Source organism: Haladaptatus sp. ZSTT2 (assembly GCF_037081775.1).
In the GTDB taxonomy this organism is placed as follows: Archaea; Halobacteriota; Halobacteria; order Halobacteriales; family Halococcaceae; genus QDMS2.
The window spans coordinates 615,650-641,421 of sequence record NZ_JBAMHQ010000001.1; the positions used below are offsets into that span (position 1 = coordinate 615,650).

A 25,772-nucleotide genomic window follows, 5' to 3' on the forward strand; every position below is an offset into this window, starting at 1 on the left:
TAGTATCACTCGAGATCGAGTTCTGCCGCCCCCACAAACGCGCCATCTTGCCGCACGTCGAACCGGGAACCCCGTTCGACGGCGGTTACATCTGCGCCTGCAAAGACGACTTTTCTCTGTGTCGGTTTTACCCTTCGGCGACCTATATACTTTTCTTCACAAGCACGCACCGTCCCGCTGATTCCGGCGACGGAAACGCCAATGGTGTCGCCGTCTATTTCGTGGACGCAGGCGAGGGCCGCACGCGCTCGGTCTTCCTCGCCGCGGCGGGTGCGGACGATGGCGTGTCCATCCCCGTCTGCGAACGAAAACCGGATGACCTTCATGTCGAGGGCCGCCGCCCCCGGGTCGCCGTGAAGGTTCTGGGTGGCGTACCAGACGTGCCGCTGGAAGCTTCGGCGATTGAAACTCGTCTCCGGCCACGCTTCGAGGTGGACCGCAAGATACCGCCACCGCGGGCGGATGTGCTTCGGGAGGTGCTTCATTCTGAGACCTCCTCGTAGCGCCCACGAGTCACGCCGGGTTCGATGAAGGACTCGTCCATCACCTCGCGGTTGTGCGCCGCGATGGTTCCCCACTCTTCGAGCCCGGCTTTCATCTGGGCTTTCGAGAAGCCAATCGTCTCACCGAGAGCAACGAGGTCGCGCGGGGCGCGCAGGGCTAAGTGACTCTGTGGGTCGCCGCTCACCACGTACGGCACGTCGTAGTACTCGACGAGTTCGCGGAGTTTACGCAGGTTCTGGAGCGCTTGGACTCGGGGGCCGCCGTGGCGACGGAGCACGTCTCCGAAGTTGAACTCGATGCGGACGTTGTTGCGCGCTGCGGCTTTTGCGAGGACGTGGTTCAGGTCGCCGCGCCCGGCCATCGGGTGGGCAAGCACGTCCACGCGCTCTTGCTCGCACGCAAAGCGGTTTACCTTCGTGTTCCCGCCGTGGACGACGAGCATCGTCTTTTTTGGGCGGTAGTTGCCGACGTGGCCGCTGGCCTGTGCGGGATTGTCGGCGCGAATCTCGATGGCGTCCACGACGTTGATGCCGGTTGCGTCGCTGAGCGACTCGCTGTCGAACTCGGCTGGGGCGTCCCCGTGATTCCGGACGACGATTCCGTCGTACCCATACGACTTCGCCGTCGCCGCGAATCTGGCCACGGTGCTGTCGCCGTCGGGGTGTGCGTGGACTGCTTCGTACATGAGCATCGAGCGGTGTCACTCTCGACTTTCCCGTCACCGAAAATAAAAGGCGCGACCCGGCCGCCGACTCAGTGTGTCGAAAAGCCGTCGATTACGCCGCCACAATCCGGACACGAAACCATCTCAGACCCGGTTGTTTTTCGCCCACCGCCGGTTCTCGTCGATACTCGGCTACCAGTCCCGTTCAATTCAGAGTTACAGTACGGACACGCTTGCATTCAATTGACGCCTCTTTCTCACACACACGGGGTGCCCCCATAAACATTGGCACTAGATAACACGGGACATGTTTTTCGGGCGTCAGATAGCGTCTCTGACGATTTCGACTGCTTTCGCTTTTTTTGCGGGATACGCTTCGACCTTCCCCCGTAGCGAGAGCCCCTCACCGAGCTGTGCGATGCCTTTGAACGCCGCCTGCTTGTCGAGGTGGATGAAAAACGAGCAGTTGTCGTCTACGCGCTGATCGATTTCTGCACGCACTTTGTCTATGTTTTCGAGTTCAGCGAGCTTGTCGAGCACCACCCGCACGTCGTCTGCCTTTTCGACGCGGGCAGAGAAGATGACGATGCGGTCGCCGTGGTGGCCTTTCGTCTCCATGCGTTCGAGTTCGAATTCCTCGGGGAGGAATGCCCGAATAGCCTCTATTACGCGCTTTTCGTCCTCGGTCGCGTAGCAAAATGTGCGGAGGTCGATATAGTGAAACGGAACCTTCGACATGGGCAGGCTTCGTGCCCGGTCGGTAAAAAGCGTCTTACTCGTCTTCGAGCCGTTCGAGTGAATCCTCGGAGAGACCCTGCTCTTGACCCTCGTCGAACATCACAGTGTACGTAGCGCCACCGAACATGTTTTCGATAACTTGGCTAATCGTACCGGATTGGCCGTCATACTCACTGTGCTTGTCGTGCAGGATAACTTGGTCTCCTTCGTCAAAGCTCATAGTCATCCTTGCAGCGACCCGGCTAAAAGTGTCGTGGTTCAGGTCTGTTTTGATGGCTCTCTGTGTGAGCCGCGCTCCAGGGCGACAGGGCACGGCAGTGAGTGGCTTCGCGGCCATTTCCGCCCCACGTAACGGACGCAGTACATGGTGAGAATCCCCACCGAACGGAGCGTGTGCCCGGGGTAGGCCAGTCAGATATGAAATATTAGTTGAGCGTAGAGGCAATGAAATATGTCAAGAATAACTACTAAAATATACGGCGACCAAGAGTATAAACGACTGTAGCACAAATTCGAAAACTGTGATGAGGAATACATTGTGAGCGACGACTGGGAGCACGTGCAATATGTCTCCAACTCAGCACACAGGACGGACGTTATGTATCATTTATTTGATAAGGGGCCTGCACAACCCTCCGAAATTGCGACAAGCGTGTCCCGACCGCTCCCACACATCTCTCGCAGTATCGCAGAGCTCAGAGAACGAGACCTCATCGATCTGCTCGTTCCTGAAGACACACTGAAAGGGCGCCTGTACGGGCTTACCCCAACTGGACGGGACGTCGTTTGGGATGTGTTCCGCAGAACCGAGGACATCAGCTTCACAACCGTCACCCGCGACGCATTTCCATACGACGACCTGCTCTCATTTCTCATCGACCACGCGGGCACTGCGCTCCGTGGCGTCGTCGCCTACACGCGCGAAGCCGTCACGATGTACGTCCACACCCCAGCAGCAGTGAGCCGGACAGAGTCGGCGGTGGCTGAGACGCTCAGCGACGTGGCGACGGACGTTCTCGCAGAGAACCCCAACCGGCTCAGCGAGAAACTCGGCTCGCTCACCTACGCCGTCCAAGGGTTCGACACGCAGACCATCTTGCAACTCCCCTTCACCGATAACCAACAAGTGCTCGTGTCGTTCGATTCGTCGGTCACGCTGTCGCTGCCGGCTATGGCACGCACCTGTCGCGCACAGCTCGCCTGAACTGGTCGAACATTTATTGCAGTGGCGACGCGAACAAACGGTAATGACTGCCACGATTTGCGCTCTCCCCTCTGCGTTTCATGCGATAACTACCCGGCCGACGTGGCGCAGATGACGCCCGTAGACGACCTCTGGTTTCTCGCCTCAGAAGCAGACCAAGCCGCAGCACAGGCCTACCATCGACTCGCGGAGGCCCACGACGAGTACACCGAACACACCCGAACTCACCACGTCTCGCGCAACCGGTTTCGGACGCTCGCCCGGCGAATCAACGAGACCGGTGCTCCCTACGGCGCACACACTATCGTCTACCAGCTGTGTGGGAAACTCTTGCTCTGTCGCCACGAAGGCGTCGACATGTGGGTGCTCCCCGGCGGCGGCGTAGACCCAGGTGAATCGTTCCACGAAGCCGCCCACCGCGAACTAGCAGAGGAAGCCGGTGTGGAAGCCACCTACGACGGGCTTGCGCTCCTCACGCGCATCCACCTTCGCTGTGGAAGCCACGAAACGTGGGGCATCCTGCCGGTGTTCGCCGCGAGTGCGGACACAACAGAGCCACAGATACGCGACCCGGATAACGAAATCTCGACCGCAGAATGGTTCGACCGCCTGCCCCCCGACACGCGCGACCGCGACGACCTTCTCACGTGGCGCGAACGCTCACTGTCCGTGTGACACGCCTTCTCTGTCTTCTGCTTTCATCCGCCTGAGCGCCGCCACCGCGTTCGAGGCGTCGTAGCCGAAGTAGACGTTGTTTGCGTAGGCATCTGCCACATCCGTCGCGTGGATGAGGTTGTCGATGTCCACGTCAACCGCGTAGAGTTCTACGCTAAAGGGCGTCGTGAGCAGGTCGAGGAAGCCGGTAACGATAATTTCGAGCCAATAGGTCGTCGTGTACGCCATGTCGTAGAGCGGGATGACGAACTCGTCTACGTGCTCCGCGAGTGCGTCGAGGTCGAGTCCCGCCCGTCGGTAGAGGTGACCGGGGTAGGGGTCTGGATACAGCGTCAGATACACCTTGCCCGGAATCCGGGCGGCGGCCTCGGCTACGAACTCGGTGATGACCGACGCGCGCCACTCGTTTCGGTCGTCGTACTCGCTCTCGTCGAACAGGCGGTTACACCGCTCACAGCGACAGTAGCCCTCGCGCGGGAAGCCCACGTCGTCTAAGCGCACGTCCTCGTTCTGCTCGACACAGTCGTCGATGATTTCGAGCAGTCCGGCGCGATACTGCTCGTTGGTCGGGCAGATGTACGCCCAGTCGAAATACGGTTGGTCGCGGGTGGCGAGGTCGCCGGCTTCGTTCACCGGAACGAGGTCGGGATTACCGTTTGCAGCCGCGTTGTCGCCGAAACACGAGACCATGTTGATGGCGTTCGGGAGCGGGGCAGCGGCCCGTCCGGTCACGTCTTTCACCTCATAGAACCCGCGGTCGAACTCGGTCAACTCGACCTCTGATGCGTTGCGTGTGACGACGCCGAACATACAAGCGGCTAGTCCGGTACAGGGGTAAGTGATTCGAAAACGGTGGGCGACTACTTCTTTGCGACGAGTTTGACGAGCAGTGCAACGGCGATGAGGGCGAACAGGAATTTGAATTTTCGGGCCATGACAGTACGTTCGTTCGCCCAGAGTAAAATTGTTCGGGCGACGGCCGCACTCGCCGCGTTAGTCGTCGCTGATGTGTTCTGCGATGTTGTCCCGGACGATGGTCTCACAGTAGTCACAGCGAACCGCGTCGTCGAGGACGGTAAAGCGCGTTTTCACCGGTTCGCGCTCGTTGGTGATACACGACGGGTTCGGGCATTCGAGAACGCCCTGTACGGAGTTCGGACGTTCGACGCGGTGTTTGCGTTGCACCTCGTAGTCGCGGATGATGTTGATGCTCGCCATCGGCGCAATGAGCGAGATAACATCCACTTCGTCTTGACTCAGCTCGCGACTTTCGACTTTCACGATGTCCTTGCGGCCGAGACGGTCTGACGGGACGTTCATCCCGACGCTCACGGCTTCGCCCGTCGAACCGTCGATGCCGAGGATGGCGAGCACGTTCAGCGCCTGCCCGCCGGGGATGTGGTCGATGACGGTGCCGCTTTTAATCTTGCTGACGCGAAGTTCGTGGTCACTCATTGTCTAACATCATGTCGAGCAGCGCCATGCGGACGGGAATCCCGTTGTGGGCCTGCTCGAAATAGTTTGCAAAGTCTGTTCCATCAACGTCGGCCGCAATCTCGTCAACACGGGGCAGCGGATGCATGACGATGAGGTCGTCGCTCGCCGCTTCGAGGAGTTCGGCGTCGATTTGGTACTGTCCGGCGACGGCGCGATACTCGCTCTCGTCGGGGAATCTTTCGCGCTGGATGCGCGTGACGTAGAGCACGTCCAAACTCGGGAGAATCTCGTCTAACTCGGTGTGCTCTTTGACGTTCGCTCCGGCTTCGTGGAGGTCGTAGCGCACCCGACGCGGGAGTTTCAGGCTGTCGGGGCTGATGAAGTGCTGGCTCGCATCGACCTGCGTGAGCGCGTTTGCGAGCGAGTGGACGGTCCGCCCGTATTTGAGGTCGCCCATGATGCCCACGGTCAAATCGTCGAAGCCGACGTTCTTGCGGATGGTGTAGAGGTCGAGCAGCGTCTGGGTGGGGTGCTGGCCCGCGCCGTCTCCGGCGTTTACGAGCGGCACGTCCACGTACTCTGCGGCCATGGTCGCAGAGCCCTGACTCGGGTGGCGAAGCACGATGCCATCTGCGTAGCCCTCGATGACGCGAACGGTGTCTGCGAGGGTTTCACCCTTCTTGACGCTTGAGGCTTCGACCGAGCCCATGTCGATAACGTCGCCTCCGAGGCGCTTCATCGCCGTCTCGAAACTGAGGCGCGTCCGGGTACTGGGTTCGTAAAAAAGCAGTGCGAGGAGTTTGTCGGTGTGTCGGTCGGCGAACGCCGCCGGATTTTCATCGATTTCGGCGGCATGGTCGAGGACGGCGTCGATGTCCGCCCGCGACAGTTGTTTCGCGCTGACGAGCTGGTCGGTCCACATCGTTTAGAGGGCAGACGCCAGCACTCTTGAAACTCCCGACACTTGCCGAAGGTTCATGTACCATGGCGGGACCACCGACGCCATGCTCGCCGTCGCCGGAGGCAAAGGAGGCTGTGGAAAGACAACGACAACGCTCGGGCTCGCGGGTGCGCTCGCTCGCGCCGAGCGCGAGGTGGTCGCCGTGGACGCAGACCGCGCGATGCCAAATCTCCACGAGCTGGCGGGCGTGCCCCGCGACCCCGGCCTTCCGGCGCTCGACACCGCGTCGCTCGAAGCGGTGGGTCACGTCTACCCCGATAATCCTCGTGTCAGAATCGTCCCCGCTGGCGAACCGACGGCTGACTGTTCGCTCACACAGGCACTCACGAACCTTCCCGACACGCACCAAACACTCATCGACTGCCCTGCAGGAGCCGGGACTGCCGCGGCCGCGCCGCTTCGCATCGCAGACCGAACGCTGCTCGTCTCAACGCCCAACCCGGCGAGCCTCTGCGATGCGGTGAAAACGGCGGCGATGGCGCGGGCGCTTTCGGCCCCGCCGATTGGTGTCGTACTCACGCGCTGTGAGACACCCCCCGCAGGCATCGGCCGGCTCTTTGACTGTACGTTACTCGGCTGTATCAGTCTCCAATCTGACAAGATATTCGAGAACCGCCAGACTGTAGTGGAGTTCGATACACTTCTTGGGCGAGGAGTCCTGGGGAACATTTAATTCGATAGGGTCGCTACACGAACGTATGTCGAAGCGTCTGCCAACAGGAATCGACGTGCTCGACCGGAAGCTCGGCGGGGGCATTCCGGCAGGGAGCATCGTCGCGCTGACCGCGCCACCGGCGAGTCAGGCAGAGCTGTTCCTGTACGAGCTAACCGCCGGACGGCGGACGCTGTATCTCACCCTCGACCGAACCGAGCAGTCGGTCGCAGACAGCATCGTGGCCAGTTCTGCGCGCACCGGCAAGCCCACCATTCGCTACGTCTCCGGCGACGCGCCGCTCGACCGCGCAGCCCAGATGGTGAAAAGCCTGCCAGAGGAATCGAACCTCATCATCGACCCCATCAACATCTTAGAAGAGCAGGAAGCCCCACGCTACCGAAACTTCCTGAACGAGTTGCAAAACCACATCTACAACACGGGTGGACTCGCCGTCGTCCACGGGCTTGAGGGGCGAAACGTGCCCGCGTTGCGAGACACGACCGAGCACATGGTGGACGTGATTTTCCAACTCGAAACGAAGGTTCAAGGCGACCAAATCGTGAACAAGCTCGCCGTACCGAAGTTTCGCGGTGGGGCCGCACTCCCCGAAACCATCAAGCTCCAGCTTTCAGAGCGCGTCGCTATCGACACCAGCCGCGACATCGCATAAGGCCGGGTTCTCTGTTTGATGCAAGATGCCACAGCCGCGGCTCACTGGCTGGAAAATGGAAAAACGCGAGTGACTTATTCTTCGTCTAAGTCTTCGACGAGCTCTTCTGCGTCGATGTCGGCGTCTTCGAGCGCAGCTTCTAAGTCAGCGTCGCCTGCGCCGCCCATACCGCCCATCATACCGCCCATGCCGCCCATCATGCCGCCGGAGCCGTCGATGGTCTCCTGGATGATGACGCGGTCTAAGTCGAGGCGGTCCATGATCTGCTGAGCAATCTGCTGTTTCTGGAACATCCACTGCTGGTTGAACGCGAGCTGTGGCGTGGACTCGATGTAGAGGGTTTCCTTTTCGACGGTTTCGAGTTCCGTCTCAGGCTCTGCGTCCTCGTCGTCCTCATCGGACTCAACGACGACTTCCTCTTCGACTTCGTCCGTCTGAATCCAGAGGTTCAGGTCGGCGTCGAGGTACATGCCGAGCAGCCCCTGTGCCTGCTCCTCGCGGTCTTCGACAACGTCGAGCACTTCGTACTCGTACTCGATGTCCTCGCCTGCGAGTGGGTGGTTGAAGTCGACGCGAGCGCGCCCGCCGATGATGGTCTCGACGTGACCGTGCTGGCCGTCGATGTCGACGTGCCCACCGGGGTAGCGGTCGTCTTCGGGGATTTTCGAGGCCGCGACGGTGCGGACTTCGGACTCGTCGTACTCGCCGAAGGCTTCTGCGGCGGGGACAGTCACTTTGCCGGAGTCACCGACTTCGCCACCGATGATTGCCTCTTCGACTGCGGCGAAGATGTGGCCCGCACCGAGGACGATGGTCCGTGGGGCGAACTCGCCCTGGTCTGCGACGCCCTCTTCCTCTGCGATTTCCTCATCGGTTGTGTCGACGAGCTGGCCGTTTTCGACGGTTCGGGCGGTGTAGGCGAGTTTGATGAAATCTCCGTCTTGGAGTCCGCCTTCCTCAGCCTCAGCCTCCTCCGCTTCGACTTCTTCTTCGACGTCTTCCGGTTGCTCGGCCTCCTCGGCCTGAGGTTCTTCACTCATACGTCAACGGACAGTCGTTGCACCCTTAAGAATCACGTTTCTCGCGCCCGACGGATACCCACGCTTTTTGGCGGGGAACCCCTGTCTCAGCCCATGTACGAGGTCGAAGTCAAAGTTCGGGCGGCCCACGACGCCGTCCGCGAGAAACTCGCCACACTCGACGCGACGCCACTCCGCACTGTCACCCAGACGGACACGTACTACAACGCACCCGACCGAGATTTTGCTGAGACCGACGAGGCCCTTCGCATCCGCCGAGAGCAGACTGACGACACCACTGTGGTGAAAGTGACCTACAAAGGCCCGCTCGTCGAAGCAGAGTCGAAGACGCGGGAGGAGGCAGAAACGGTGGTCGAAGACGGCGAGACGATGCATCGCATCCTCACCGGCCTCGGCTACGACGCGACCGCGACCGTCGAAAAGCGCCGCAAATTTTTCGCAATCGATGGCTACACCGTCACTCTCGATGACGTCACCGGCCTCGGCGAGTACGTCGAAGTCGAGACGGAAGTCGAGGAGGGCATCGAACCGGCCCGCAAAGGAGCCTACGAACTCCTGGAGAAACTCGGCCTCGACCCAGAAGTGCAGATTCGCACGTCGTATCTCGGTTTGTTGCTCGAAGACAATAACCCAGAGTAATTATTCACCGCGCTGAGGTTTTCGGAAGTTATAGAAACGCCCGAACAGAATGAAGGCCAATGACAGTACGCAATATTCGCGTCGAGCCGATTGACCGACGCGCAGTCGAAGACCAGGAGGTCGAGATTGTCGAGCGAAAGGGCATCGGCCACCCCGATTCTATCTGCGACGGCGTCGCTGAGGCGGTTTGCCAGGCGCTCGCCAACGAGTACTTAGAGCGTGTCGGGAAGGTGCTTCACTACAACACCGACGAGACGCAACTCGTGGCTGGTAACTCAGAGCCAAAATACGGGGGCGGCGAGGTCATGAACCCCATCTATCTGCTGATCGTGGGCCGTGCGACCAAGGAGTACACGTACGAGGATGAGGATGGCGAAGAACAGACAATCCACATCCCAACCGAGAAAATCGCCCTCGGTGCGGCCCGCGACTATCTGTCTGCGCACTTCCCGGAAATCGACGTTGGCACGGACATTATCGTGGACGTAAAACTCGGTGAAGGCTCCGGTGACCTCCAATCTGTGTTCGGTGAGGAGGATGCAACCATCCCGATGGCCAACGACACCTCCTTCGGCGTCGGCCACGCCCCCCTCTCTGAGACCGAGACCATCGTCTTAGAGACCGAACGTCACTTAAACGGCGTCTACGGCGCAGACCACCCCGAACTCGGCCAAGACATCAAGGTGATGGGAAAGCGCGAGGACGACCACATCGACATCACCGTCGCCGCCGCGATGGTGGACAAATATCTCTCCGGCTTAGACGACTACATCGAAGCGGTCGATAACGTCCGTGCGTACGTCACCGAACTCGCAAGCGAGTACACGGACCGCTCTGTCGAGGTGTACGTGAACACGGCTGACAACTACGAGAAGGAGTCAGTCTACCTCACCGTCACCGGCACGTCCGCCGAGATGGGCGACGACGGCTCTGTTGGCCGCGGCAATCGCGCCAACGGCCTCATCACGCCAAATCGCTCGATGTCGATGGAGGCAACCTCCGGGAAGAATCCGGTGAACCACATCGGGAAAATCTACAACCTCCTCAGCACGCAGATTGCAGAGGCCGTCGTCGCAGAGGTGCCCGGCATCCGCGACATGCGCATCCGCCTGCTGTCTCAGATTGGCCAGCCAATCGACCAACCACACGTCGCAGACGCCCGTCTGGTCACCGAGGAAGGCGTCGAACTCGAAACCATCGAAGACGACGTGAGTGAAATCATCGACCACCACCTCGCCAACGTGACCGACATCACGCGGCAGGTTATCGACGGCGAGCTGTCGACGTTCTGAGTTCTGAAGGCGATAGGCGTTTATTCGCCCACCAATCAATTTCTGCTATGAATCCACCGGGAGCGGACACGGTTCTCGTCAGGTACGGCGATATGGGGGTAAAAAGTCCGCAGGTGCTCGGTCGCATGGAGCAGATGCTCTGTGACAACATCCAAGCACTGCTCGATGACCGAGACATTGTGGGGACGGTACGAAAAGAGCACTCTCGGCTCTTCATCGACACCACCGAAGCCGCGGTGGACGACGCCACCGACGCCGCGTGCGATGCGTTCGGCGTCGTCTCCGCAAGCCCCGTCACCATCACCGAGCCAACGATGGACGCGATGGAAGCGGCCGTCGTGGAAGCCTCGCGTGAAGTCTACACCGGCGGTGCGTTCGCCGTGAGTGCCCGTCGCGCCGGTGAGAAACACGAACACCCCTTCTCCTCTGAAGATATCGAACGACAGATTGGGGCGGCGGTCTGGGAAGCCACCGAAGCCCGCTTCGAGCCGGAAGTTGACTTAGAACAGCCCGACTGCGAACTGTTCGTCGAGTGTCGCACAGACCACGCCTACGCCTACGTCGAAAAGCGCGCCGGGCCGGGTGGCCTCCCGCTTGGCACCCAAGACCCCGTCGTTGCGCTCATTTCTGGCGGGATTGACTCACCCGTCGCGGCGTGGGAACTCATGAAACGCGGCTGTCCCATCATCCCCGTCTACTTCGATTTCGAGGAGTTCGGCGGCGTTGACCACCAAGCGCGCGTCATCGAAGCCGTCGAAACGCTCGCGCGCTACGCGCCGAATTTCGACATGCGCCTGCGGATGGTTCCCGCCGGGAAGGTCGCCCGCATGCTCGTAGACGAACTCGACAACACGCGGATGCTCTCGCTTCGCCGGTTCATGTTCATGGTCGCAGAACACGTCGCTCGCGAGGAACACGCCGTGGGCATCGTCACGGGCGAGGCAATCGGCCAGAAGTCGAGTCAGACCGGCGCGAACCTCATGACCACGACGGCGGCTACGAGCCTTCCCGTCTATCGCCCGCTCGTCACCATGGACAAGCCAGAAATCGTCGAACGCGCGAAAGCACTCGGCACGTTCCACACCGCGAACATCCAAGCTGGGTGCAATCGCGTCGCGCCAAACCGACCAGAGACTCGTGCGAGCCTCGCACAGGTTGAGTCTGCAGAGCCTGCAAACCTTCCGGAACTGGCCGTCGAAGCCGCGAAGTCGGCAAAACGCGTCTATCCGCAAACAGCGTAATCGCTTTACGCCGCCGTCAATTCGTGTTCGGTATGACGCAGGTGTGTATCGTCGGGTCGCCGGAGGTCGAGCTTCGGTACGAACTGCTGTCGCGGGACACCGCCCGCGAGGCACTCTCGACGTACCGACTGCACAAACCCTACGCCAACTCGATTGCTATCGATACGATTTCTCTTGGCGCGGCCGTCTCGTTGATGAACGACTTGAACTGGTATCTCGTCCGCTTTGCCCAGTTGACGCTCGTAAACGAGCCGAGCGTCGCCGAGGACGAGTGGCTCTCGCGGAAACTCGCCCGCGCCATCCGCGACGGATCCGTCAGCCGCGAGCAGTCTGCCGCGTTCGTCCACATCTACGGCGTGAAAGACGGCCAACTCACCGAACCGCTCGCCGTCGAACGCGACGGCACGCTCCCGGACTACGACCTTGCTGAGGTAGAAGAAACCGTCATCGTGCGCGTCACCGAAGCCGAATTTTAACGCAGCCTCTCTCGAATCGCCGCCGACACCGTCTCGAATGCGTCGGCCGCCCGGTCTACGTCGTCTGCGAGGCTCAAAAAGCCGTGACACAGCGACGGTTCGTGATGGTGAGCGACATCAATATCTGCCTTGGTCAATTGGGCTGCATACGCAAAGCCGTCGTCGCGAAGCGGGTCGTGGCCGCCCGTGACGATGACAGCGGGCGCGAGGTTGTCAACTTCTGAGGTTGCGAGCGGCGCGACAAATGGGTGAAAGGCGTCGACTGGAGTCCTGAGATAGTGGTCGAAGTAGTGGCGCACGTCGGCGGTTTTGAGCAGCGGCCCGTCCGCGTTCTCGACGTATGAGCCACGGTCGAACTGGGCACTGAGAATCGGGTAGAGCAGGGCGTGGACGGCGATGTCGTGGCCGTCTTCTCGCGCCCAGCGCACGACGGCGGCAGCGAGGTTGCCGCCCGAACTGGAGCCAACGACGCCGACGCGTGTCGGGTCGCCGCCGAGCGTGTGGCCGAACGCGTTTGCCCACTCGAAGGCAGCGTAGGCGTCTTCTAACCCCGCGGGAAACGAGTGTTCGGGCGCGAGGCGATAGTCCACAGAAACGACGAGTGCGCCGACGCGGGCGGCGAGATTCCGACACAGGTCGTCGGCCGAATCGAGCGTTCCCATCGCCCAGAGCCCACCGTGGTAGAAGACGAGAATCGGTGGGGCTTCTGCGGCTGTGGTGGGGTGGTAGGCGCGAATCGGAATCGAACCACTCCCGTCTCGTCGGTCGATACCGAACGCCTCGATGCGCGCGACTTTGGGGCCGCCACCCGCAGAGAACAGGTCGTCTTCGAGTTGGCGAGCGGCGTCGACGGAGAGCGCGTGCCACGGCGGGATGCCCATCGCGTCGATATCTGCGAGCACCTCGACCAGTTGTGAATCGAGGGCGGTTCGTCTGGACATGCGCGAACCGACAAAGGGTGACAGTGTAAACGTGACGGCAGGTTAGTCAAACAGGCCCGTAGAGAGGTAGCGTTCGCCGCTGTCGGGGAACACGGTGATGACGAGCGGACAGTCTGCGTCCGGCGTTCCACCGTCGGTCGCGGCCTCGCAGTCCGTCTCAGGGGTTGCAAGGCGTGTTGCCACCTGCCGGGCGGCGATTGCTGCCGCGCCGGACGATTGGCCGACGAGAATTCCCTCCTCGCGGGCGAGTCTGCGACACTCGACTTCTGCGTCTTCGAGCGGGACGGTCACGACGTCGTCTAAGAGGTCTACGTCGAGCAGGTCGCTCACGAAGCCCGGCCCCATGCCCTGATAGTCGTCGCGGCCCGGTTTGCCCGTCGAGAGGACGGCGTTTTTCTCGGGTTCGACGGCGATGACTTCCATCTCCGGGAATTCCTCTCGGAGGCGAGATGCGGTGCCGGTGATGGTCCCGCCCGTGCCAACGGCGGCGACGAAGGCGTCTACGGTGCGGTCGCCAATGTCCTCCAAGATTTCTGCTGCGGTCGTCCGGTAGTGGGCGTCCGGGTTGGCTTCGTTCTCGAACTGGCCGAGTTGGACGTAGCCGTCCTGCTCGGTGAGTTGGTCTGCCCGGTCGCGGGCGTCGGTCATCTCGCCTTCGACGAGTTCGAGGCTCGCGCCGTAAGCTTTCATGAGTTGGCGGCGCTCTTTCGACTTCGAGGCGGGCATGACGATGGTGAGGTCGTAACCGAGCGCAGCACACGCGAGGGCGATACCGATGCCGGTGTTGCCGCTCGTCGGTTCGACGATGTGCGAGTCGGCGTCGAGCACACCGGCCGCTTCTGCGGCGCGTATCATCGAGATGGCCGGTCGGTCTTTCGCGGAGCCACCGGGATTGAACGACTCCAGCTTGGCCGCGATAATCGAGCCCGGGGGAGAGCGAATGCGAACGAGCGGCGTCCCGACAGTATCGAGAATACTGTCCTTCATTGCTCCCACCTACGGAACGGGCGCTTATACCGGTGATGGACTCGGCCAACATGACTGTCCGTTCGTGACGGCGTGTGACCGTTCATGCGCAGAAGCTCACCGTTTTTACCACCCTTAATGCATTTGTAATGAGATTTTACCGACGTATTATCCCCCAGATAATAATGCGGGGCTACCGAATAGGCATAGCTGTCCACGTTAGTTGACGGCATCCGCTCACCGGTCGACTAACGGGACGTAGCAGACGGCACAGAGACAAATCGGCTTCGCCACAGGGAGTTCCCTGTCGCGTAGCAAGGGACGGTAGCACACCAACATCGTCATCACATCCGTGCCACCACCCTTCCTGCAGATGGTGTCGCTCCCGGAGAGCCGAGTCTCACCCGTCTCTTTTCGCGCCAGGTACGCTTGGGGCATCCACGCCGTGCTCAATCGAGCGACACCGCCGCTGGCGCTTCCGACTGGGGCACCGCCCGGCGAAGCTGCGAGAGGAGGAACGCGAGATACACGCGCTCTGCATCTGCCACGCCAGCGAGGCTGACGACGGGATTCACGTCAACGACCACCGGGAGTGGCCCGTCGAGTACGTCTACTTCGAACAGCGAAAGGCCGGTGAGCGCCGCGATGCGGTCAGTTAACGCGACGAGTTGCGGCGTTGGGTCGAGTTCGCGGTGAACCACGCCGCGTCCGGCTCCGAGTTCGACCACCCGTATCGCCGCACCGAGGCGATACACCTTCAGGTGGCGCGTCTCCGGAAGGTACTGTTGGACGAGCCGCGCGCCTGCGAACGCAGGTGCTTCCTCGAAGAACACGTCGTGGTCATGGGCGGCCACATCCGTCTCATGGCGGGTTTTGACGATGACCGGCGGCGTGAGCGACACGTCGCTTGCGCGACCGTACTCGTAGGCGGGAACCGGGATTCCGCCCTGACTGAGCACGTCGAGGGTCGCGACCCGGTCGCTCGTGAGTGCGACGCCGACCGGCGGGTTCAACGTTGGAATGCCCGCGAGTGCCGCGCGGTGTAAGTCACGCAGCGAGGCGGCTCGGCGCTTTGCGAGGTGATAGAGGTCGAAACCGCGTGCGTCGAGGTCAGTGTGCTCGGTCGTTGGGTCGAGAAGCGTGACCGTGACGTGATCTGCGAGCGCCCGGAACACCCGCTGTTTCATCTGGTTTCCACCTGCCTCCCAGTACGAAATCCCAACGTGCGTCACAACGCTCTCTGTAATACGGTGAGCGGCTTAGCGTTTTTTGAGCGCGCACTGACTGTCCAAAATCGAGATACATACAGCTATTGTGTCAGCAATAGATTTTGGCGAGCTATCGGAGAATATCGACCGGATCCGGCTTGTGAGCGGCGAAAAACCACGTGAAGGCTCCACGGGTCTCATCAGCTAGGGGAGAGGGTTGTGCTATCAAGTAACACGATAGGAACGCTTATTCTCCCCGCATCTAACTCACGGGCAAGCCGCATGACCAGCCGGGAACTCCCCCAGCAATCCAGTCGGCAGCCGTCCGCCCACACCCACGACGACGCAGGTCCGTTGTTCGCCCGCTTCGCCCGCCCACGTACCGACACCCAGACCACGCTCGCGATTATCTCTGACGTCCACCTCTCAACTCGTGAGTCCGGCAGTTGGAAGGTGTATCACCGCACCGAACAACGCCTGCAAACCGCCATTTCCGATATCAACGCCCGCGAGGTAGACGGCGTCGTGTTCACCGGCGACCTGACCGAAAACGGTGAACAAGGGGATTTCGAGCGCGTCGCAGCGCTGTTCGCCGACATCGACGCGCCCGCCGTCGCCGTCCCCGGCAATCACGACGTGCCAAAGGACTTCGACCAGCACGACGTTGCCACCCTCGACTGGTTTGCAGAAACGTTCACGCCCGGTGGCCTGCCCTTCCGAACGCGCATCGGTGGTGTAGACGTGATTGGCCTCGACTCTGCGACTGGCCCGAACGAGTCGCTTTCTGCTACCCACAAGGGCCAGATTTCGGCCGCGCAGATTGCGTGGCTCGACGAGGTGCTCGACGAAGCGATTTGCCCGCTCGTCGTCATGCATCACAATCTCCCAGGCATGCTCGAGTTGACCGGCGGCGTCTCGTGGCGGTCGTCGTTCCCGATGCTCGACTACGACCCGCTCGTCGAAGTGCTCGAAGCCCACGACGTGTCGCTCACGCTCTCTGGGCACCTGCACATCCCGGCAGTCGCCCAAACCGAGCGCATCAACGAACTCATCTGCCCCGCACTTTCCTCGTATCCACAGGGCTACCTGTTGCTCACCGTCGATGAGCTGGGCACGACCGTCCGATACGTGCCCGTCGCGGACGGCGCTGGGGCGGCGGAGGCGTACATGCTCGCCCAGGACTACTCAGACCGGAGTAAGGCGGTCGCAGAGCTCACCCAGTTCCACTTAGAATCGCTGCCCCTACACGACGAGTTCGTTTGAAGTTGCACTGAGCGCGTTTGTTAAGTGAATCCACTTCGTAGCCGGGGCCATGGAAACGATGTCACCGAACCCCGTCTGGGACGCAGAATCCTATCCCTCGACCGTCGAGACGTTCGCTGCGCTCGGCGACGAACTCACGATTCGCGTCTGGGGCGGCGATTGGTGTGGCGACTGTCGCAACCAGCTCCCTGACTTCGCCGCCGCGATGGCCGCCGCAGGCGTCCCCGAGGAGAACATCCACGAGTACCCGGTGGACAACGACAAAAACGGCGAACTCACCGAAGAGTACGGTATCGAGTACATCCCGACTATCGTCGTCGAGCGGGACGGCGAAGAAGTCGCCCGCTACGTCGAACAGGAACCACAGCCAGCCGCCGTCTACCTCGCAGACCGCTTGCAGGAGACGCTTTAGTCCACCTGATAAAAGTCCGATTTCTCGCGCAGCCGCTCGATTTTCGTCGGCCCGTGGGATCGTACGATGACGACATCGTACAGTTGGTCTGCAGAGACCATGCTTCCGACGCTCGACAGACTTGAGACGAGCCGCCCGGCGTTCTCACTCCCGATGAACACCATCGACGCCTTCTCGTTTTTCGCGATACGGCGCAGGGCAAGCGAAATCGTTCCCGACGTGGCGAACCGCCCAACGGTCTCGTGTCGGAAATCCGCACTCGGCGCAATCTTGGTGACCTGTTTGTGAAGGTTAGAGACGATGGTCTCTACGTCGAACTCGTCGCCTGACTCGACCCACCCGTGGTCTTTGGCGTACGAGAAATCATCCTGCGGAATGATGCTCACCGCGACCACGCGCTCGTTCAAATCGTTGCCAAACTCCGTTGCTCGAATCAGGGCGGCCGCTGCAAGCTTCGAGCCATCAAACGGGACGACAAACGTCATTACTGACACGTTTGGTCGAATCAACAAAACTCCATGGGAGAATTAGGCGTTCGGTTGAAGCTGTTCGGCCCACGACAGCGCCTCGTCGATGTCCGTCTGCGGCGGCGAGCAGGTGAACGACCGACAGACGTAGACGGTCGGTTCGCCGTCCTGTTGGGTGCGCGCTGCCCAGATTGGTGGCACTTCTTCGACGCCCAATTCAGCCAGCCACGCCTCCAGTGCTGCGTCCGCGGCCGGCCGCCGAGAGAGCACGAGACTCGGAACGTACGTCCGAGCAAGGCGCTTGCGCCACGTTCCCGGGAGCGAATCGGCCACGACGGTCACTTCGAGGTCACCCGTGGCGAGGCGGTCTGCGGCGAGTGCGAGCGTGCCGTACTGGAGCGGATTCGCCTGAATCTTCGCCGCGTGGGTTTCGACGACGCGCTCTGCCTTCTCGGCGAACTCTTCGTCCGGTGCGAAGTGGGCGAGCGACTGGAACAAGTCGAGGGCGACGCCCACGCTTGACGGCGTGGACTGGTCACCGAGTTCCTGTGGGCGGGTGACGAGCGCTTCGCCCGATTCGGGGGTGAAATAGAGCGTCCCGCGCTCGTCGTCCCAGAACTCGCGGTCGATGGCGCGAGCCAGCTTGAGGGCGAAGGCGAGGTGTGCCACATCGCCCGTCGTCTGATAGAGGTCGAACGCGCCGCGTCCGAGGAAGGCGTAGTCCTCAAGGTAGCCATCACCTTTCACGTCGCCGTCTTTTAATCGGCGCGAGAGCGTCTGGGTTTCCTCATCCCAGAGATGGCGGCGGACGAACGCGAGCGCGCGTTCTGCGGTGTCTGCGTACTCGTCTTCCAGAACGAGGCCTCCCTGCGCGAACGCGGAAATCATCATCCCGTTCCAACTGGCAAGCACCTTCTCATCGCGGGCGGGGCGAACACGCTCGGTGCGCGCTTCGAACACCTGCTCGCGGGCGAGGTCGATTTTCTCCACGACTTCCTCCTCGCTCAGGTCGTACTTTTCTGCGATGTCTTCGATGCTCTTTGCGAGGCCGAGGACGGTGGTTCCCTCAAAGTTGCCGCGTTTCGTAACCCCGAAGCGGTCGATGAAGATGTTCGCCACCTGCTCGTCTGCGACGGCCTCGCGGATCTGCGCGCGCGTCCAGACGTAGAACTTGCCTTCCTCACCCTCGCTTTGGGCGTCTAAGGTGCTGAAGAAGCCGCCTTCGTCGTGGGTGAGTTCGCGCGAAACGAACGCGAACGTCTCGCGCACCACGTCGGCGTAGCGTTCGTTCCCAGTCACCTGATAGCCCGAGAGCAAGGCGCGAGAAATCTCTGCGTTGTCGTAGAGCATCTTTTCGAAGTGGGGAACCGTCCACGTTTGGTCGACGACGTACCGGTGGAAGCCGCCGCCTGCGTGGTCGTAGAGCCCACCCGAAATCATCGCGTCCAGATTCTCGAGGGCGACTTCGCGGTACGCGTCGCGGCCGGTTCGGTCGTAGGCGCGAAAGAGCAGGTCGAGGCGCGTGGTCTGGGGGAACTTCGGGCCACTGGACCCGAAGCCGCCGTATTCGCGGTCGGCGCTGCGGAGGGCGGCGTTCGCGGCTGAGTCCAGAAGCTCTGAGCCGGGGGCTTCGCTGGGCTGGTCTGGCACGTCTTCGAGTTCGTCGGTGAGCGCCGCCGTCCACTGCGTCGCCCGGTTCTCGATTTCCTCGCGGTCGTGTTCCCACGAGTGGGCGATGTTGTCGAGCAAGTCGAGAAAGCCCGGCATCTGGCCGCGCGGCTCTTTCGGGAAGTACGTCCCGACGTAGAACGGTTTGCCCTGCGGAGTGAGCCAGACGGAGAGCGGCCACCCGCCGTGGGCGGTCACGAGCTGGCCGATGGTCTGGTAGATGCGGTCTAAGTCCGGTCGCTCCTCGCGGTCAACTTTGATGGGCACGAACTTTTCGTTCATGAGTTCGGCCACGGCCTCGTCCTCGAAGCTCTCTTCTTCCATGACGTGACACCAGTGACACGCCGAGTAGCCAATCGAGAGGAAGATGGGCACGTCTCGCTCGCGGGCGGCGTCTAAGGCGTCGTCGTCCCACGGCTGCCAGTTCACGGGGTTGTCCGCGTGCTGTCGAAGGTAAGGACTTTCCTCCGCAGAGAGGCGGTTGCGTCCGGTGGGGTCGTCCATAGTTGACGTACTGACTCCGGACACGTAAAAGGTCGAAGTTGGATGGGAATTATCGAGAGTACTCAGTCGGGGATGAGTGTCTCAGAAACTGATAGAATTATCGTGCTGACCCGTCACAATCACGTATGCACAGAAACGCACAGCCAAACGTCAGTTGGCTTCTCGGACACGCCAAATACATCGCCGCCATCATCTTCGTGGGCTACTTCGCCGCGCTCCTCGTCGGGGAGGTTTTCTCATTCATCCCACTGCTTCGCGGCTTCGGTTCCACGATCGCGGGCACGCTCCAGTATACGGGTATCGTCACGGCCGTCCTGTACGTCCTCGGTGTGAATCGAACCGGAAGATGATACACGTTCGTGGATAGTTTTCGTGTCCTGAAGAGCAACCTTTACACTCCTATGCGCAGGGTATTCGGATATGACCGAGACCATCCTGCTGGTCGGTGGCGGCGGCCGCGAGCACGCCATCGCCCGCGCCCTTGCGCCCGACGTGAACCTGTACGCCTGTGCGAGCAACCGCAATCCCGGCATAGCGCGACTCGCAGACGGGTTCGAATCACTCTCCGAGACCGACCCGGAGGCAATCGTCGCCTACGCTGAGGAGGTTGGCGCGACCATCGCCGTTGTCGGCCCCGAGGCTCCCCTCGCGGCGGGTGTCGCAGACGCACTCGACGAGGGGGGCATCTACGCCTTTGGCCCGCACGCAGAAGAAGCACGCATCGAGACGGACAAGGCGTTCCAGCGCCGGTTCATGCGCGATGCGGGGATTCCTGGCTGTCCCGACTTCGAGACGTTCGACGACGACGAGGAAGCCTGCGCGTACATCGACGACTACGACGGCGACCTCGTGGTCAAGCCCGCGGGTCTCACCGGCGGCAAGGGCGTCGTCGTCATGGGCGACCAAGTCGACGCCGAGGGTGCAAAGCAGTACATCCGAGAAAACGACTACGACCGAATCGTCTTAGAGGAACGCCTCATCGGCGAGGAGTTCACGGTACAAGCGTTCGTCGCAAACGGCGAGTTCCGCGCCACGCCCGCCGTCCAAGACCACAAGCGCGCCTACGAGGGCGACGAGGGGCCGAATACCGGCGGCATGGGAAGCTACTCCGACGCGACGTGGGCGCTCCCGTTCATGACCGAAGCCGACTACGACGCGGCGCTCGACATTCTCGACGCGACGGTGTCTGCCTTAGACGGGTACAAGGGCATCCTCTACGGCCAGTTCATGCTCACGACCGAAGGGCCGAAGGTCATCGAGTTCAACGCGCGCTTTGGCGACCCCGAAGCGATGAACACCCTGCCTGTCCTCGAAACCCGATTCTCTGAAATTCTCACCGCCGCCCGCGAGGGCGATGAATTGCCGGAACTTGCGTTCGCCGCACAGGCGACGGTGTGCAAATACGCGGTTCCAGACGGCTACCCTGAGAACCCGACGGCGGGAGCCAAAGTCGAGGTTGACGAAGAGAGCGCCGGAGACGCGCTGCTCTACTACGCGAGCGTCGACGAGCGCGACGACGGCATCTACACGACTACCTCGCGTTCGTTCGCCCTCGTCGGCGTCGCGGACACGATTGCCGAAGCCGAGAAAATCGCAGAGGACGCGCTTGCCGTCGCGGGTGAAGACGGCCTGCACATCCGCCACGACATCGGGAAGGCAGACCTCGTCCAACGCCGCATCGACCACATGCAGGAACTGCGCGGCCAGTAGGCCGGACACACCCCCACTCACTCATTTCTGCGGATGAGCGCGTCTGTGGCGAGTATCGAGAGTTCTGAAAAGAGCACCAGCGCCACTGCGGCAATCCAGAGGTCGTCTACCGTCCCCACGTTGAGGACGACGATTTCCGGCCCCGAAAGGGTGACGCTGACGCCATCCAGCGCGACGGAGCCGTCGAATTTCCGGCGGAGGCCGTCGGCACGGAGTGACACCACCCGAGAGTCCTTAGAGAAAATACGCGTGCGGCGGCGAAAAGCATTGAGGAGCTGAACAGTTCACCGCCGGAGAAAACGCACGGGGCTTTTGGTCGTCCCCGCCCTTCTGCGTGGTAGTGACCGATTCAGCGGACTCTCTCGACGCCCTCGATATAGACGAGTTCTATGACGTACTCGAAGACCGGGGCCGCCCGGTCGTCACCGCGAGCGAAGTCGCCAGATGGCTCGATATCACGCAAGCGCAGGCGAGCGACGCCCTCGCCACGCTCACTGGAGACGGGCGCGTCGAATCACTCGACGTCGAAACCGACCCCATCGTCTGGTATCCCCGCGACTGGAAGGAGACGACCAACCGTGAGCGCGTCGTCCTGTTCCCGAAACGCCGCGAAGTCGTCGTTGACCACCCCTCGCAGTTCACCCGCGCTCAGCTCACGCAGTTCGCCCACCTCGTCGAAACCAATCGGACGGGCGGCTACGTCTACAAACTCCGCGAGGAGGACATCTGGCAGGCCCCCTACGACAGCTTAGACGACCTCTTGCGAACCATGCGCCAGGCGTTCGGCGAGCGCTCGCCGCACTTAGAGGAGTGGGTCGAAAGCCAGTGGGAGCGTGCCCGGAAGTTCCGCCTCTACACCCACGCAGACGGCTACGTCGTCCTCGAAGCAGGCAGTGCAGACTTACTCGGCAACGTCGCCCTCCCGAAGCTCACGAACGGCGAGATTCGCGCCCGCATCTCAGATGAGGAGGCGTGGGTCGCGAGCGATTCGACGGCTTCGGTCAAACGCACGCTCTACGAGGCGGGTTATCCGGTGCAGGACGAACGCACCTTAGAGGAGGGAGACGCGCTGCCCCACGACCTCCACTTGCAGTTGCGCGACTACCAGAAAACGTGGGTCACGCGCTTTCTCGAAGCTAAATCCGGCGTGCTCGTCGGGCCGCCGGGAAGTGGGAAGACCATCGCCGCGCTCGGCGTGATGGCCGCCGTGGAAGGTGAGACGCTGATTCTCGTGCCGGGGCGCGAACTCGCCGCCCAGTGGCGCGACGAAATCCTGCTCCACACGACGCTCGAACCCGACCAAGTCGGCGAGTATCACGGCGGGAAAAAGGAGATTCGCCCCGTCACCATCGCCACCTACCAGACGGCGGGGATGGACCGCCACCGGATGTTGTTCGACGAACGCCGCTGGGGGCTCATCGTCTACGACGAAGTCCACCACATCCCGAGTCCAATCCACCGCCGGAGTGCAGATTTGCAAACTCGCCACCGACTCGGTCTCTCTGCGACGCCCATCCGCGAAGACGACAAGCAACAGGAGATTTTCACGCTCATCGGACCGCCAATCGGCACCGACTGGGGGGCGCTGTTCGAGGCGGGCTACGTCGCAGAGCCGGAGGTGGAGATTCGCTACGTGCCGTTCGTGGACGAACTCGGCGTGAACGAGTATGGCAGCGCTGAGGGCCACGAAAAGCGCATGGTTGCCGCCTCGAATCCCGCGAAAGTCGCAGAGGTGCGGGCGATTCTTGGCGAGCATCCCGGCGAAAAGGCGCTCATCTTCGTCGAATACTTAGAACAGGGCCGCCAGTTGAGCGAGGAACTCAACATCCCGTTCGTGAGCGGCGAGACCCCGCACGCAGAGCGCAGGCGACTGTTTTCGCAGTTCAACACCGGCCCGCGCGATGCGCTCATCGTCTCGCGGATTGGCGACGAGGGCATCGACCTGCCGGAGGCGTCGGTGGCCATCGCCGCATCCGGCCTCGGTGGGTCTCGCAGGCAGGGTGCCCAGCGCGCCGGACGCACCATGCGCCCGATGGGCAACTCCCGGATGTACGTGCTCGCGACGCGGGGCACGGCAGAGGAGGATTTCGCCCGCCAGCGCATGCGCCATCTCGCGGCGAAAGGCGTCCGCATCGTCGAAGCCGAGTCGAGCGCGTGGGGGTAAGTTCAAATTCACCACGGCCGAACTGTTCTGCGTGACTGACGACGCGCCACCTTCGCGCCACGACCGCATCACGCGCCACCCGACGCCGGGCACACAAAACTCGCTTCGCCACTGGACGAGCGCCCGCAACCCGCTTCGCGTGTCGCTCAACTACGCCGTTATCGTCCTCGCGCGCATCTCGCCGAGCCTGCGGCTCAAAAACTGGCTCTTGGGCGCGATTGGTGTCACCATCGGGATTGGTGTTTCATGGGGCTTAGAATCGACGCCGGACGTGTTCTGGCCCGACCTGATTACGGTCGATGACCACGCCATCATCGGCTACAACGCCACGATTCTCTGCCACGAGTTTCTTCAACACGAGTACCGCACGGGCGAGGTACACATCGGCAAACGCGCGATGATTGGCGCGGGTGCAATCGTCCTCCCGGGCGTGACCATCGGCGATGGCGCGCAGGTGGCGGCGAACTCACTCGTGACGCGTGACGTGCCTGCCGGGGCGACGGTCGCAGGTGTCCCGGCAACAGAAATGTCCGCAGACGACAGTTAGGTTCGAATCCGAACGATGCCCGAGTCGAAGACGTGGGCGTTCGGGATGATGTACTCTTCTCCGTCGCTTTCGATGTGCGTGACGAACACGTCCACCTCTTGGACGATGCCGCGTCGGTCGCCAATCGCAATCTCGTCGCCAATGCCGTAGGGCTGGTTGAGCAGGAGGTAGATGCCCGCCGCACTCGACGTGAGCAGGTCGCGGAAGGCAAGCCCGCCGAGGAACACGACGCCGAACACGTACACGCCGAGCAAGATGAGCAGCGCGCCCGTTGCTACCCCAATCTGGCCGAGCGCAATGAGCACGGCGATGTAGATGATGCTGTAGCGGACGATTTTCGGGATGATGTTCACTTCGGGGAGTTTGATGCTCCGAAGGCGCTCGCTCACGATTAGTTCTGCCTTATCAGAGATGATGAGTCCGAGAATGATGGCGAGCGCGGCGATGAACAGCCGCGGCATGAACGCCGTGAGCTGCCCGAAGAAGAACTCCGTGCTCAGCCCCGCGATGCGAAGGGCGAGCAACGCGGCAAGCAGAGCGATAAACAGCCCAGTGAGTTGGGCGAGGAGCGATACCGTTGAGGTTCCGATGCCACGCGCGGTTCGCTCAAAGGGCGTCCCCTCGACTGCTTGGGGCACACCAGAGGAGATAAGCAGTCGCCGCAAGGCGCGGCTCACCACGTAGCCGAGCAAGAGCCCGCCAATCAAGACAAACAGCGCGACGAAGAACCGAAACTCCTGGGTGAGCAACTGTTCGAGTTGGGAGATGATCTCCACCATGGCTCAGTACTCCTCGGGGTCGAGTTCCAGGATGAGTTCGCCGCCTTTGAATGCCCGAACCAGCCCGTCGCTCTCGCTCAACACGATACAGATGGCGTTCGTGTCGCGGGTGGTCGCCGCCGCCGCCATGTGACGCGCCCCAAGCCCTTTGGGGATGTCCACACCCTCAGCAGACGGTTCGAGATAGCGGTAGGCAGAGACGATTTTGCCCGCATCGGAGATGACGAACGCGCCGTCGAGACGGGAGAACTCCTTGAGCATGACGTTCACGATGGGGTCGCCGACGTGGACGTGCGATTTCTCGAACGGGTTGTACGAAAGCGGCCGGGACTTGTTCATCACCTTGCCCGCGTCGCCAACGACGAACAGCGCGCCCACTGGCTTGCCCTTCTGTCCTTTCTTCCCGAGTTCGATGGCGACTTCAAGCACGTCGCGGATGACCGCTGGCTCCGCCCGCGAGTTCATAAAGAGGTCGTAGATGCCCGTGTGGGTGAACTCGCTCGCGCGAACCCGCGTGAGCGAGTCGATGTCCTCGTCGAACATCTTCGTCGCACAGAGCAGGTCGTCGCCGTCGTCGATGAGGTCGTTCTCGATGGCACCCTCGATGCCGTAGCGGATGCGCGCGGCAACGTCGTCAAACTCAAGCGGAAGTTCCACAAAATCGGCCGCAGAGACCGTGTTTTCGGGGGAGATAACCACGACTGAAACGTCATCAACATCTGCGAAACGCCCGTAGTACGACGCGCTTGGGGAGAACAACAAGATTGCATCGACATCGGACACAATCGGCCCAAGGAGGTCGTGGATTTCACTCATTAGTTCTATCCACTCGTGAAGCCGACAAAAAGGTTTGTGGCGCCCGGATGCGGTTTCGTGGCACGACCTGCATTACAGTTAGCACTCTCTCCCGTGAAACGAACGCACCACCCACTCGAACCGGAGACGGC

Annotated in this window: 30 protein-coding genes; 14 read left to right on the forward strand and 16 right to left on the reverse strand. The window is 61.6% G+C overall.

Annotated elements, in window-relative coordinates; genetic code table 11:
* Nucleotides 1–5: 5 nt before the first annotated feature.
* The 4 genes from V5N13_RS03255 to V5N13_RS03270 form a co-directional block, all read right to left on the reverse strand.
* Entirely contained in the window at nt 6–485 is a 480-nt protein-coding gene (locus tag V5N13_RS03255) for an Rpp14/Pop5 family protein (protein WP_336359598.1), read from the reverse strand.
* Nucleotides 482–1,189: an RNase P subunit p30 family protein gene (locus tag V5N13_RS03260; RefSeq protein ID WP_336361412.1), complete on the reverse strand. Its 708-nt coding sequence runs from the start codon at nt 1,187–1,189 to the stop codon at nt 482–484. The genes V5N13_RS03255 and V5N13_RS03260 overlap by 4 nt, the downstream gene beginning before the upstream one ends.
* Before the next feature lie 300 nt (nt 1,190–1,489).
* Nucleotides 1,490–1,906, reverse strand: a complete 417-nt coding sequence (locus tag V5N13_RS03265) for an RNA-binding protein (RefSeq protein WP_332899402.1) — start codon at nt 1,904–1,906, stop codon at nt 1,490–1,492.
* Between the two features lie 34 nt (nt 1,907–1,940).
* Complete coding sequence (locus V5N13_RS03270) at nt 1,941–2,126, reverse strand: DUF1918 domain-containing protein (protein ID WP_332899403.1); 186 nt, start codon at nt 2,124–2,126, stop codon at nt 1,941–1,943.
* A gap of 573 nt (nt 2,127–2,699) precedes the next feature.
* Here V5N13_RS03270 and V5N13_RS03275 point away from each other — a divergent pair.
* Complete coding sequence (locus V5N13_RS03275) at nt 2,700–3,110, forward strand: hypothetical protein (RefSeq protein WP_336359599.1); 411 nt, start codon at nt 2,700–2,702, stop codon at nt 3,108–3,110.
* 111 nt (nt 3,111–3,221) lie between these two features.
* Nucleotides 3,222–3,785, forward strand: coding sequence for an NUDIX hydrolase (locus V5N13_RS03280; RefSeq protein WP_336359600.1), 564 nt, complete (start codon nt 3,222–3,224; stop codon nt 3,783–3,785).
* Here the strand turns inward: V5N13_RS03280 and V5N13_RS03285 are convergent.
* The 3 genes from V5N13_RS03285 to pyrB all read right to left on the reverse strand — a co-directional run bounded on the left by V5N13_RS03285 (nt 3,771) and on the right by pyrB (nt 6,144).
* Entirely contained in the window at nt 3,771–4,595 is an 825-nt protein-coding gene (locus tag V5N13_RS03285) for a hypothetical protein (RefSeq protein WP_336359601.1), read from the reverse strand. The two genes, V5N13_RS03280 and V5N13_RS03285, sit on opposite strands and share 15 nt — an antisense overlap.
* 183 nt (nt 4,596–4,778) lie before the next feature.
* Nucleotides 4,779–5,240, reverse strand: a complete 462-nt coding sequence (gene pyrI / locus V5N13_RS03290; protein WP_336359602.1) for an aspartate carbamoyltransferase regulatory subunit — start codon at nt 5,238–5,240, stop codon at nt 4,779–4,781.
* On the reverse strand, nt 5,233–6,144 hold the full coding sequence (gene pyrB / locus V5N13_RS03295) for an aspartate carbamoyltransferase (protein WP_332899408.1): 912 nt from the start codon (nt 6,142–6,144) through the stop codon (nt 5,233–5,235). The genes pyrI and pyrB overlap by 8 nt, the downstream gene beginning before the upstream one ends.
* A 55-nt stretch (nt 6,145–6,199) precedes the next feature.
* On the opposite strand from pyrB, the gene V5N13_RS03300 reads away from it, so the two are divergent.
* Nucleotides 6,200–6,856, forward strand: coding sequence for a MinD/ParA family ATP-binding protein (locus V5N13_RS03300; RefSeq protein ID WP_336359603.1), 657 nt, complete (start codon nt 6,200–6,202; stop codon nt 6,854–6,856).
* Nucleotides 6,857–6,881: 25 nt separating this feature from the next.
* A complete protein-coding gene (locus V5N13_RS03305) occupies nt 6,882–7,508 on the forward strand; it encodes an RAD55 family ATPase (RefSeq protein WP_332899410.1) in 627 nt (208 codons plus the stop codon).
* Between the two features lie 74 nt (nt 7,509–7,582).
* On the opposite strand, the gene V5N13_RS03310 is transcribed toward V5N13_RS03305, so the two are convergent.
* Nucleotides 7,583–8,548, reverse strand: a complete 966-nt coding sequence (locus V5N13_RS03310; protein ID WP_332899411.1) for an FKBP-type peptidyl-prolyl cis-trans isomerase — start codon at nt 8,546–8,548, stop codon at nt 7,583–7,585.
* A 93-nt stretch (nt 8,549–8,641) separates the two neighbouring features.
* Here V5N13_RS03310 and cyaB point away from each other — a divergent pair, with 93 nt between their 5' ends.
* From cyaB to V5N13_RS03330, 4 genes are read left to right on the forward strand one after another with little or no spacing between them, the layout of a single operon-like run.
* Nucleotides 8,642–9,187 carry a class IV adenylate cyclase gene (gene cyaB, locus V5N13_RS03315; protein WP_336359604.1) on the forward strand — a complete coding sequence of 182 codons (546 nt, stop codon included), beginning with the start codon at nt 8,642–8,644 and terminating at the stop codon, nt 9,185–9,187.
* A gap of 59 nt (nt 9,188–9,246) precedes the next feature.
* A complete protein-coding gene (locus tag V5N13_RS03320) occupies nt 9,247–10,479 on the forward strand; it encodes a methionine adenosyltransferase (protein ID WP_336359605.1) in 1,233 nt (410 codons plus the stop codon).
* A 47-nt stretch (nt 10,480–10,526) separates the two neighbouring features.
* The gene (locus V5N13_RS03325) at nt 10,527–11,720 is read left to right on the forward strand and encodes a tRNA sulfurtransferase (protein WP_336359606.1); all 1,194 of its coding nucleotides are present in this window, start codon (nt 10,527–10,529) and stop codon (nt 11,718–11,720) included.
* 32 nt (nt 11,721–11,752) lie between these two features.
* Entirely contained in the window at nt 11,753–12,196 is a 444-nt protein-coding gene (locus tag V5N13_RS03330) for a DUF5804 family protein (protein WP_336359607.1), read from the forward strand.
* Here the strand turns inward: V5N13_RS03330 and V5N13_RS03335 are convergent.
* From V5N13_RS03335 to V5N13_RS03345, 3 genes are all read right to left on the reverse strand, one after another.
* Nucleotides 12,193–13,137 carry an alpha/beta hydrolase gene (locus V5N13_RS03335; protein ID WP_336359608.1) on the reverse strand — a complete coding sequence of 315 codons (945 nt, stop codon included), beginning with the start codon at nt 13,135–13,137 and terminating at the stop codon, nt 12,193–12,195. The genes V5N13_RS03330 and V5N13_RS03335 overlap by 4 nt on opposite strands.
* A gap of 42 nt (nt 13,138–13,179) precedes the next feature.
* The gene (locus tag V5N13_RS03340) at nt 13,180–14,124 is read right to left on the reverse strand and encodes a PLP-dependent cysteine synthase family protein (protein ID WP_336359609.1); all 945 of its coding nucleotides are present in this window, start codon (nt 14,122–14,124) and stop codon (nt 13,180–13,182) included.
* Nucleotides 14,125–14,552: 428 nt separating this feature from the next.
* Entirely contained in the window at nt 14,553–15,290 is a 738-nt protein-coding gene (locus tag V5N13_RS03345; protein WP_336359610.1) for a hypothetical protein, read from the reverse strand.
* A gap of 303 nt (nt 15,291–15,593) precedes the next feature.
* Between V5N13_RS03345 and V5N13_RS03350 the strand changes: the two genes are divergently transcribed.
* Nucleotides 15,594–16,574 carry a metallophosphoesterase family protein gene (locus V5N13_RS03350; protein ID WP_336359611.1) on the forward strand — a complete coding sequence of 327 codons (981 nt, stop codon included), beginning with the start codon at nt 15,594–15,596 and terminating at the stop codon, nt 16,572–16,574.
* A 49-nt stretch (nt 16,575–16,623) separates the two neighbouring features.
* Nucleotides 16,624–16,986: a thioredoxin family protein gene (locus tag V5N13_RS03355; protein ID WP_336359612.1), complete on the forward strand. Its 363-nt coding sequence runs from the start codon at nt 16,624–16,626 to the stop codon at nt 16,984–16,986.
* Here V5N13_RS03355 and V5N13_RS03360 read toward each other — a convergent pair.
* Together V5N13_RS03360 and V5N13_RS03365 are read right to left on the reverse strand one after the other, a co-directional pair.
* Complete coding sequence (locus tag V5N13_RS03360) at nt 16,983–17,471, reverse strand: universal stress protein (protein ID WP_336359613.1); 489 nt, start codon at nt 17,469–17,471, stop codon at nt 16,983–16,985. The two genes, V5N13_RS03355 and V5N13_RS03360, sit on opposite strands and share 4 nt — an antisense overlap.
* A gap of 42 nt (nt 17,472–17,513) precedes the next feature.
* On the reverse strand, nt 17,514–19,625 hold the full coding sequence (locus V5N13_RS03365) for a thioredoxin domain-containing protein (protein ID WP_336359614.1): 2,112 nt from the start codon (nt 19,623–19,625) through the stop codon (nt 17,514–17,516).
* 125 nt (nt 19,626–19,750) lie between these two features.
* Here V5N13_RS03365 and V5N13_RS03370 point away from each other — a divergent pair, with 125 nt between their 5' ends.
* Entirely contained in the window at nt 19,751–19,975 is a 225-nt protein-coding gene (locus tag V5N13_RS03370; protein ID WP_336359615.1) for a hypothetical protein, read from the forward strand.
* Nucleotides 19,976–20,045: 70 nt separating this feature from the next.
* Nucleotides 20,046–21,335, forward strand: coding sequence for a phosphoribosylamine--glycine ligase (purD, locus tag V5N13_RS03375; RefSeq protein WP_336359616.1), 1,290 nt, complete (start codon nt 20,046–20,048; stop codon nt 21,333–21,335).
* Between the two features lie 17 nt (nt 21,336–21,352).
* Here the strand turns inward: purD and V5N13_RS03380 are convergent, their stop codons facing one another.
* On the reverse strand, nt 21,353–21,556 hold the full coding sequence (locus V5N13_RS03380) for a hypothetical protein (protein ID WP_336359617.1): 204 nt from the start codon (nt 21,554–21,556) through the stop codon (nt 21,353–21,355).
* Between the two features lie 113 nt (nt 21,557–21,669).
* Between V5N13_RS03380 and V5N13_RS03385 the strand changes: the two genes are divergently transcribed.
* Nucleotides 21,670–23,499 (forward strand): DEAD/DEAH box helicase, encoded by a 1,830-nt coding sequence (locus V5N13_RS03385; protein ID WP_442905058.1) that lies wholly within the window; start codon nt 21,670–21,672, stop codon nt 23,497–23,499.
* Nucleotides 23,500–23,530: 31 nt separating this feature from the next.
* The gene (locus tag V5N13_RS03390) at nt 23,531–24,046 is read left to right on the forward strand and encodes an acyltransferase (protein ID WP_336359619.1); all 516 of its coding nucleotides are present in this window, start codon (nt 23,531–23,533) and stop codon (nt 24,044–24,046) included.
* Here the strand turns inward: V5N13_RS03390 and V5N13_RS03395 are convergent.
* Both V5N13_RS03395 and dacZ read right to left on the reverse strand, forming a co-directional pair.
* Nucleotides 24,043–24,825, reverse strand: a complete 783-nt coding sequence (locus V5N13_RS03395) for a mechanosensitive ion channel domain-containing protein (protein WP_336359620.1) — start codon at nt 24,823–24,825, stop codon at nt 24,043–24,045. The two genes, V5N13_RS03390 and V5N13_RS03395, sit on opposite strands and share 4 nt — an antisense overlap.
* 3 nt (nt 24,826–24,828) lie before the next feature.
* Nucleotides 24,829–25,641, reverse strand: a complete 813-nt coding sequence (gene dacZ, locus V5N13_RS03400; protein ID WP_336359621.1) for a diadenylate cyclase DacZ — start codon at nt 25,639–25,641, stop codon at nt 24,829–24,831.
* Nucleotides 25,642–25,772: the final 131 nt, after the last annotated feature.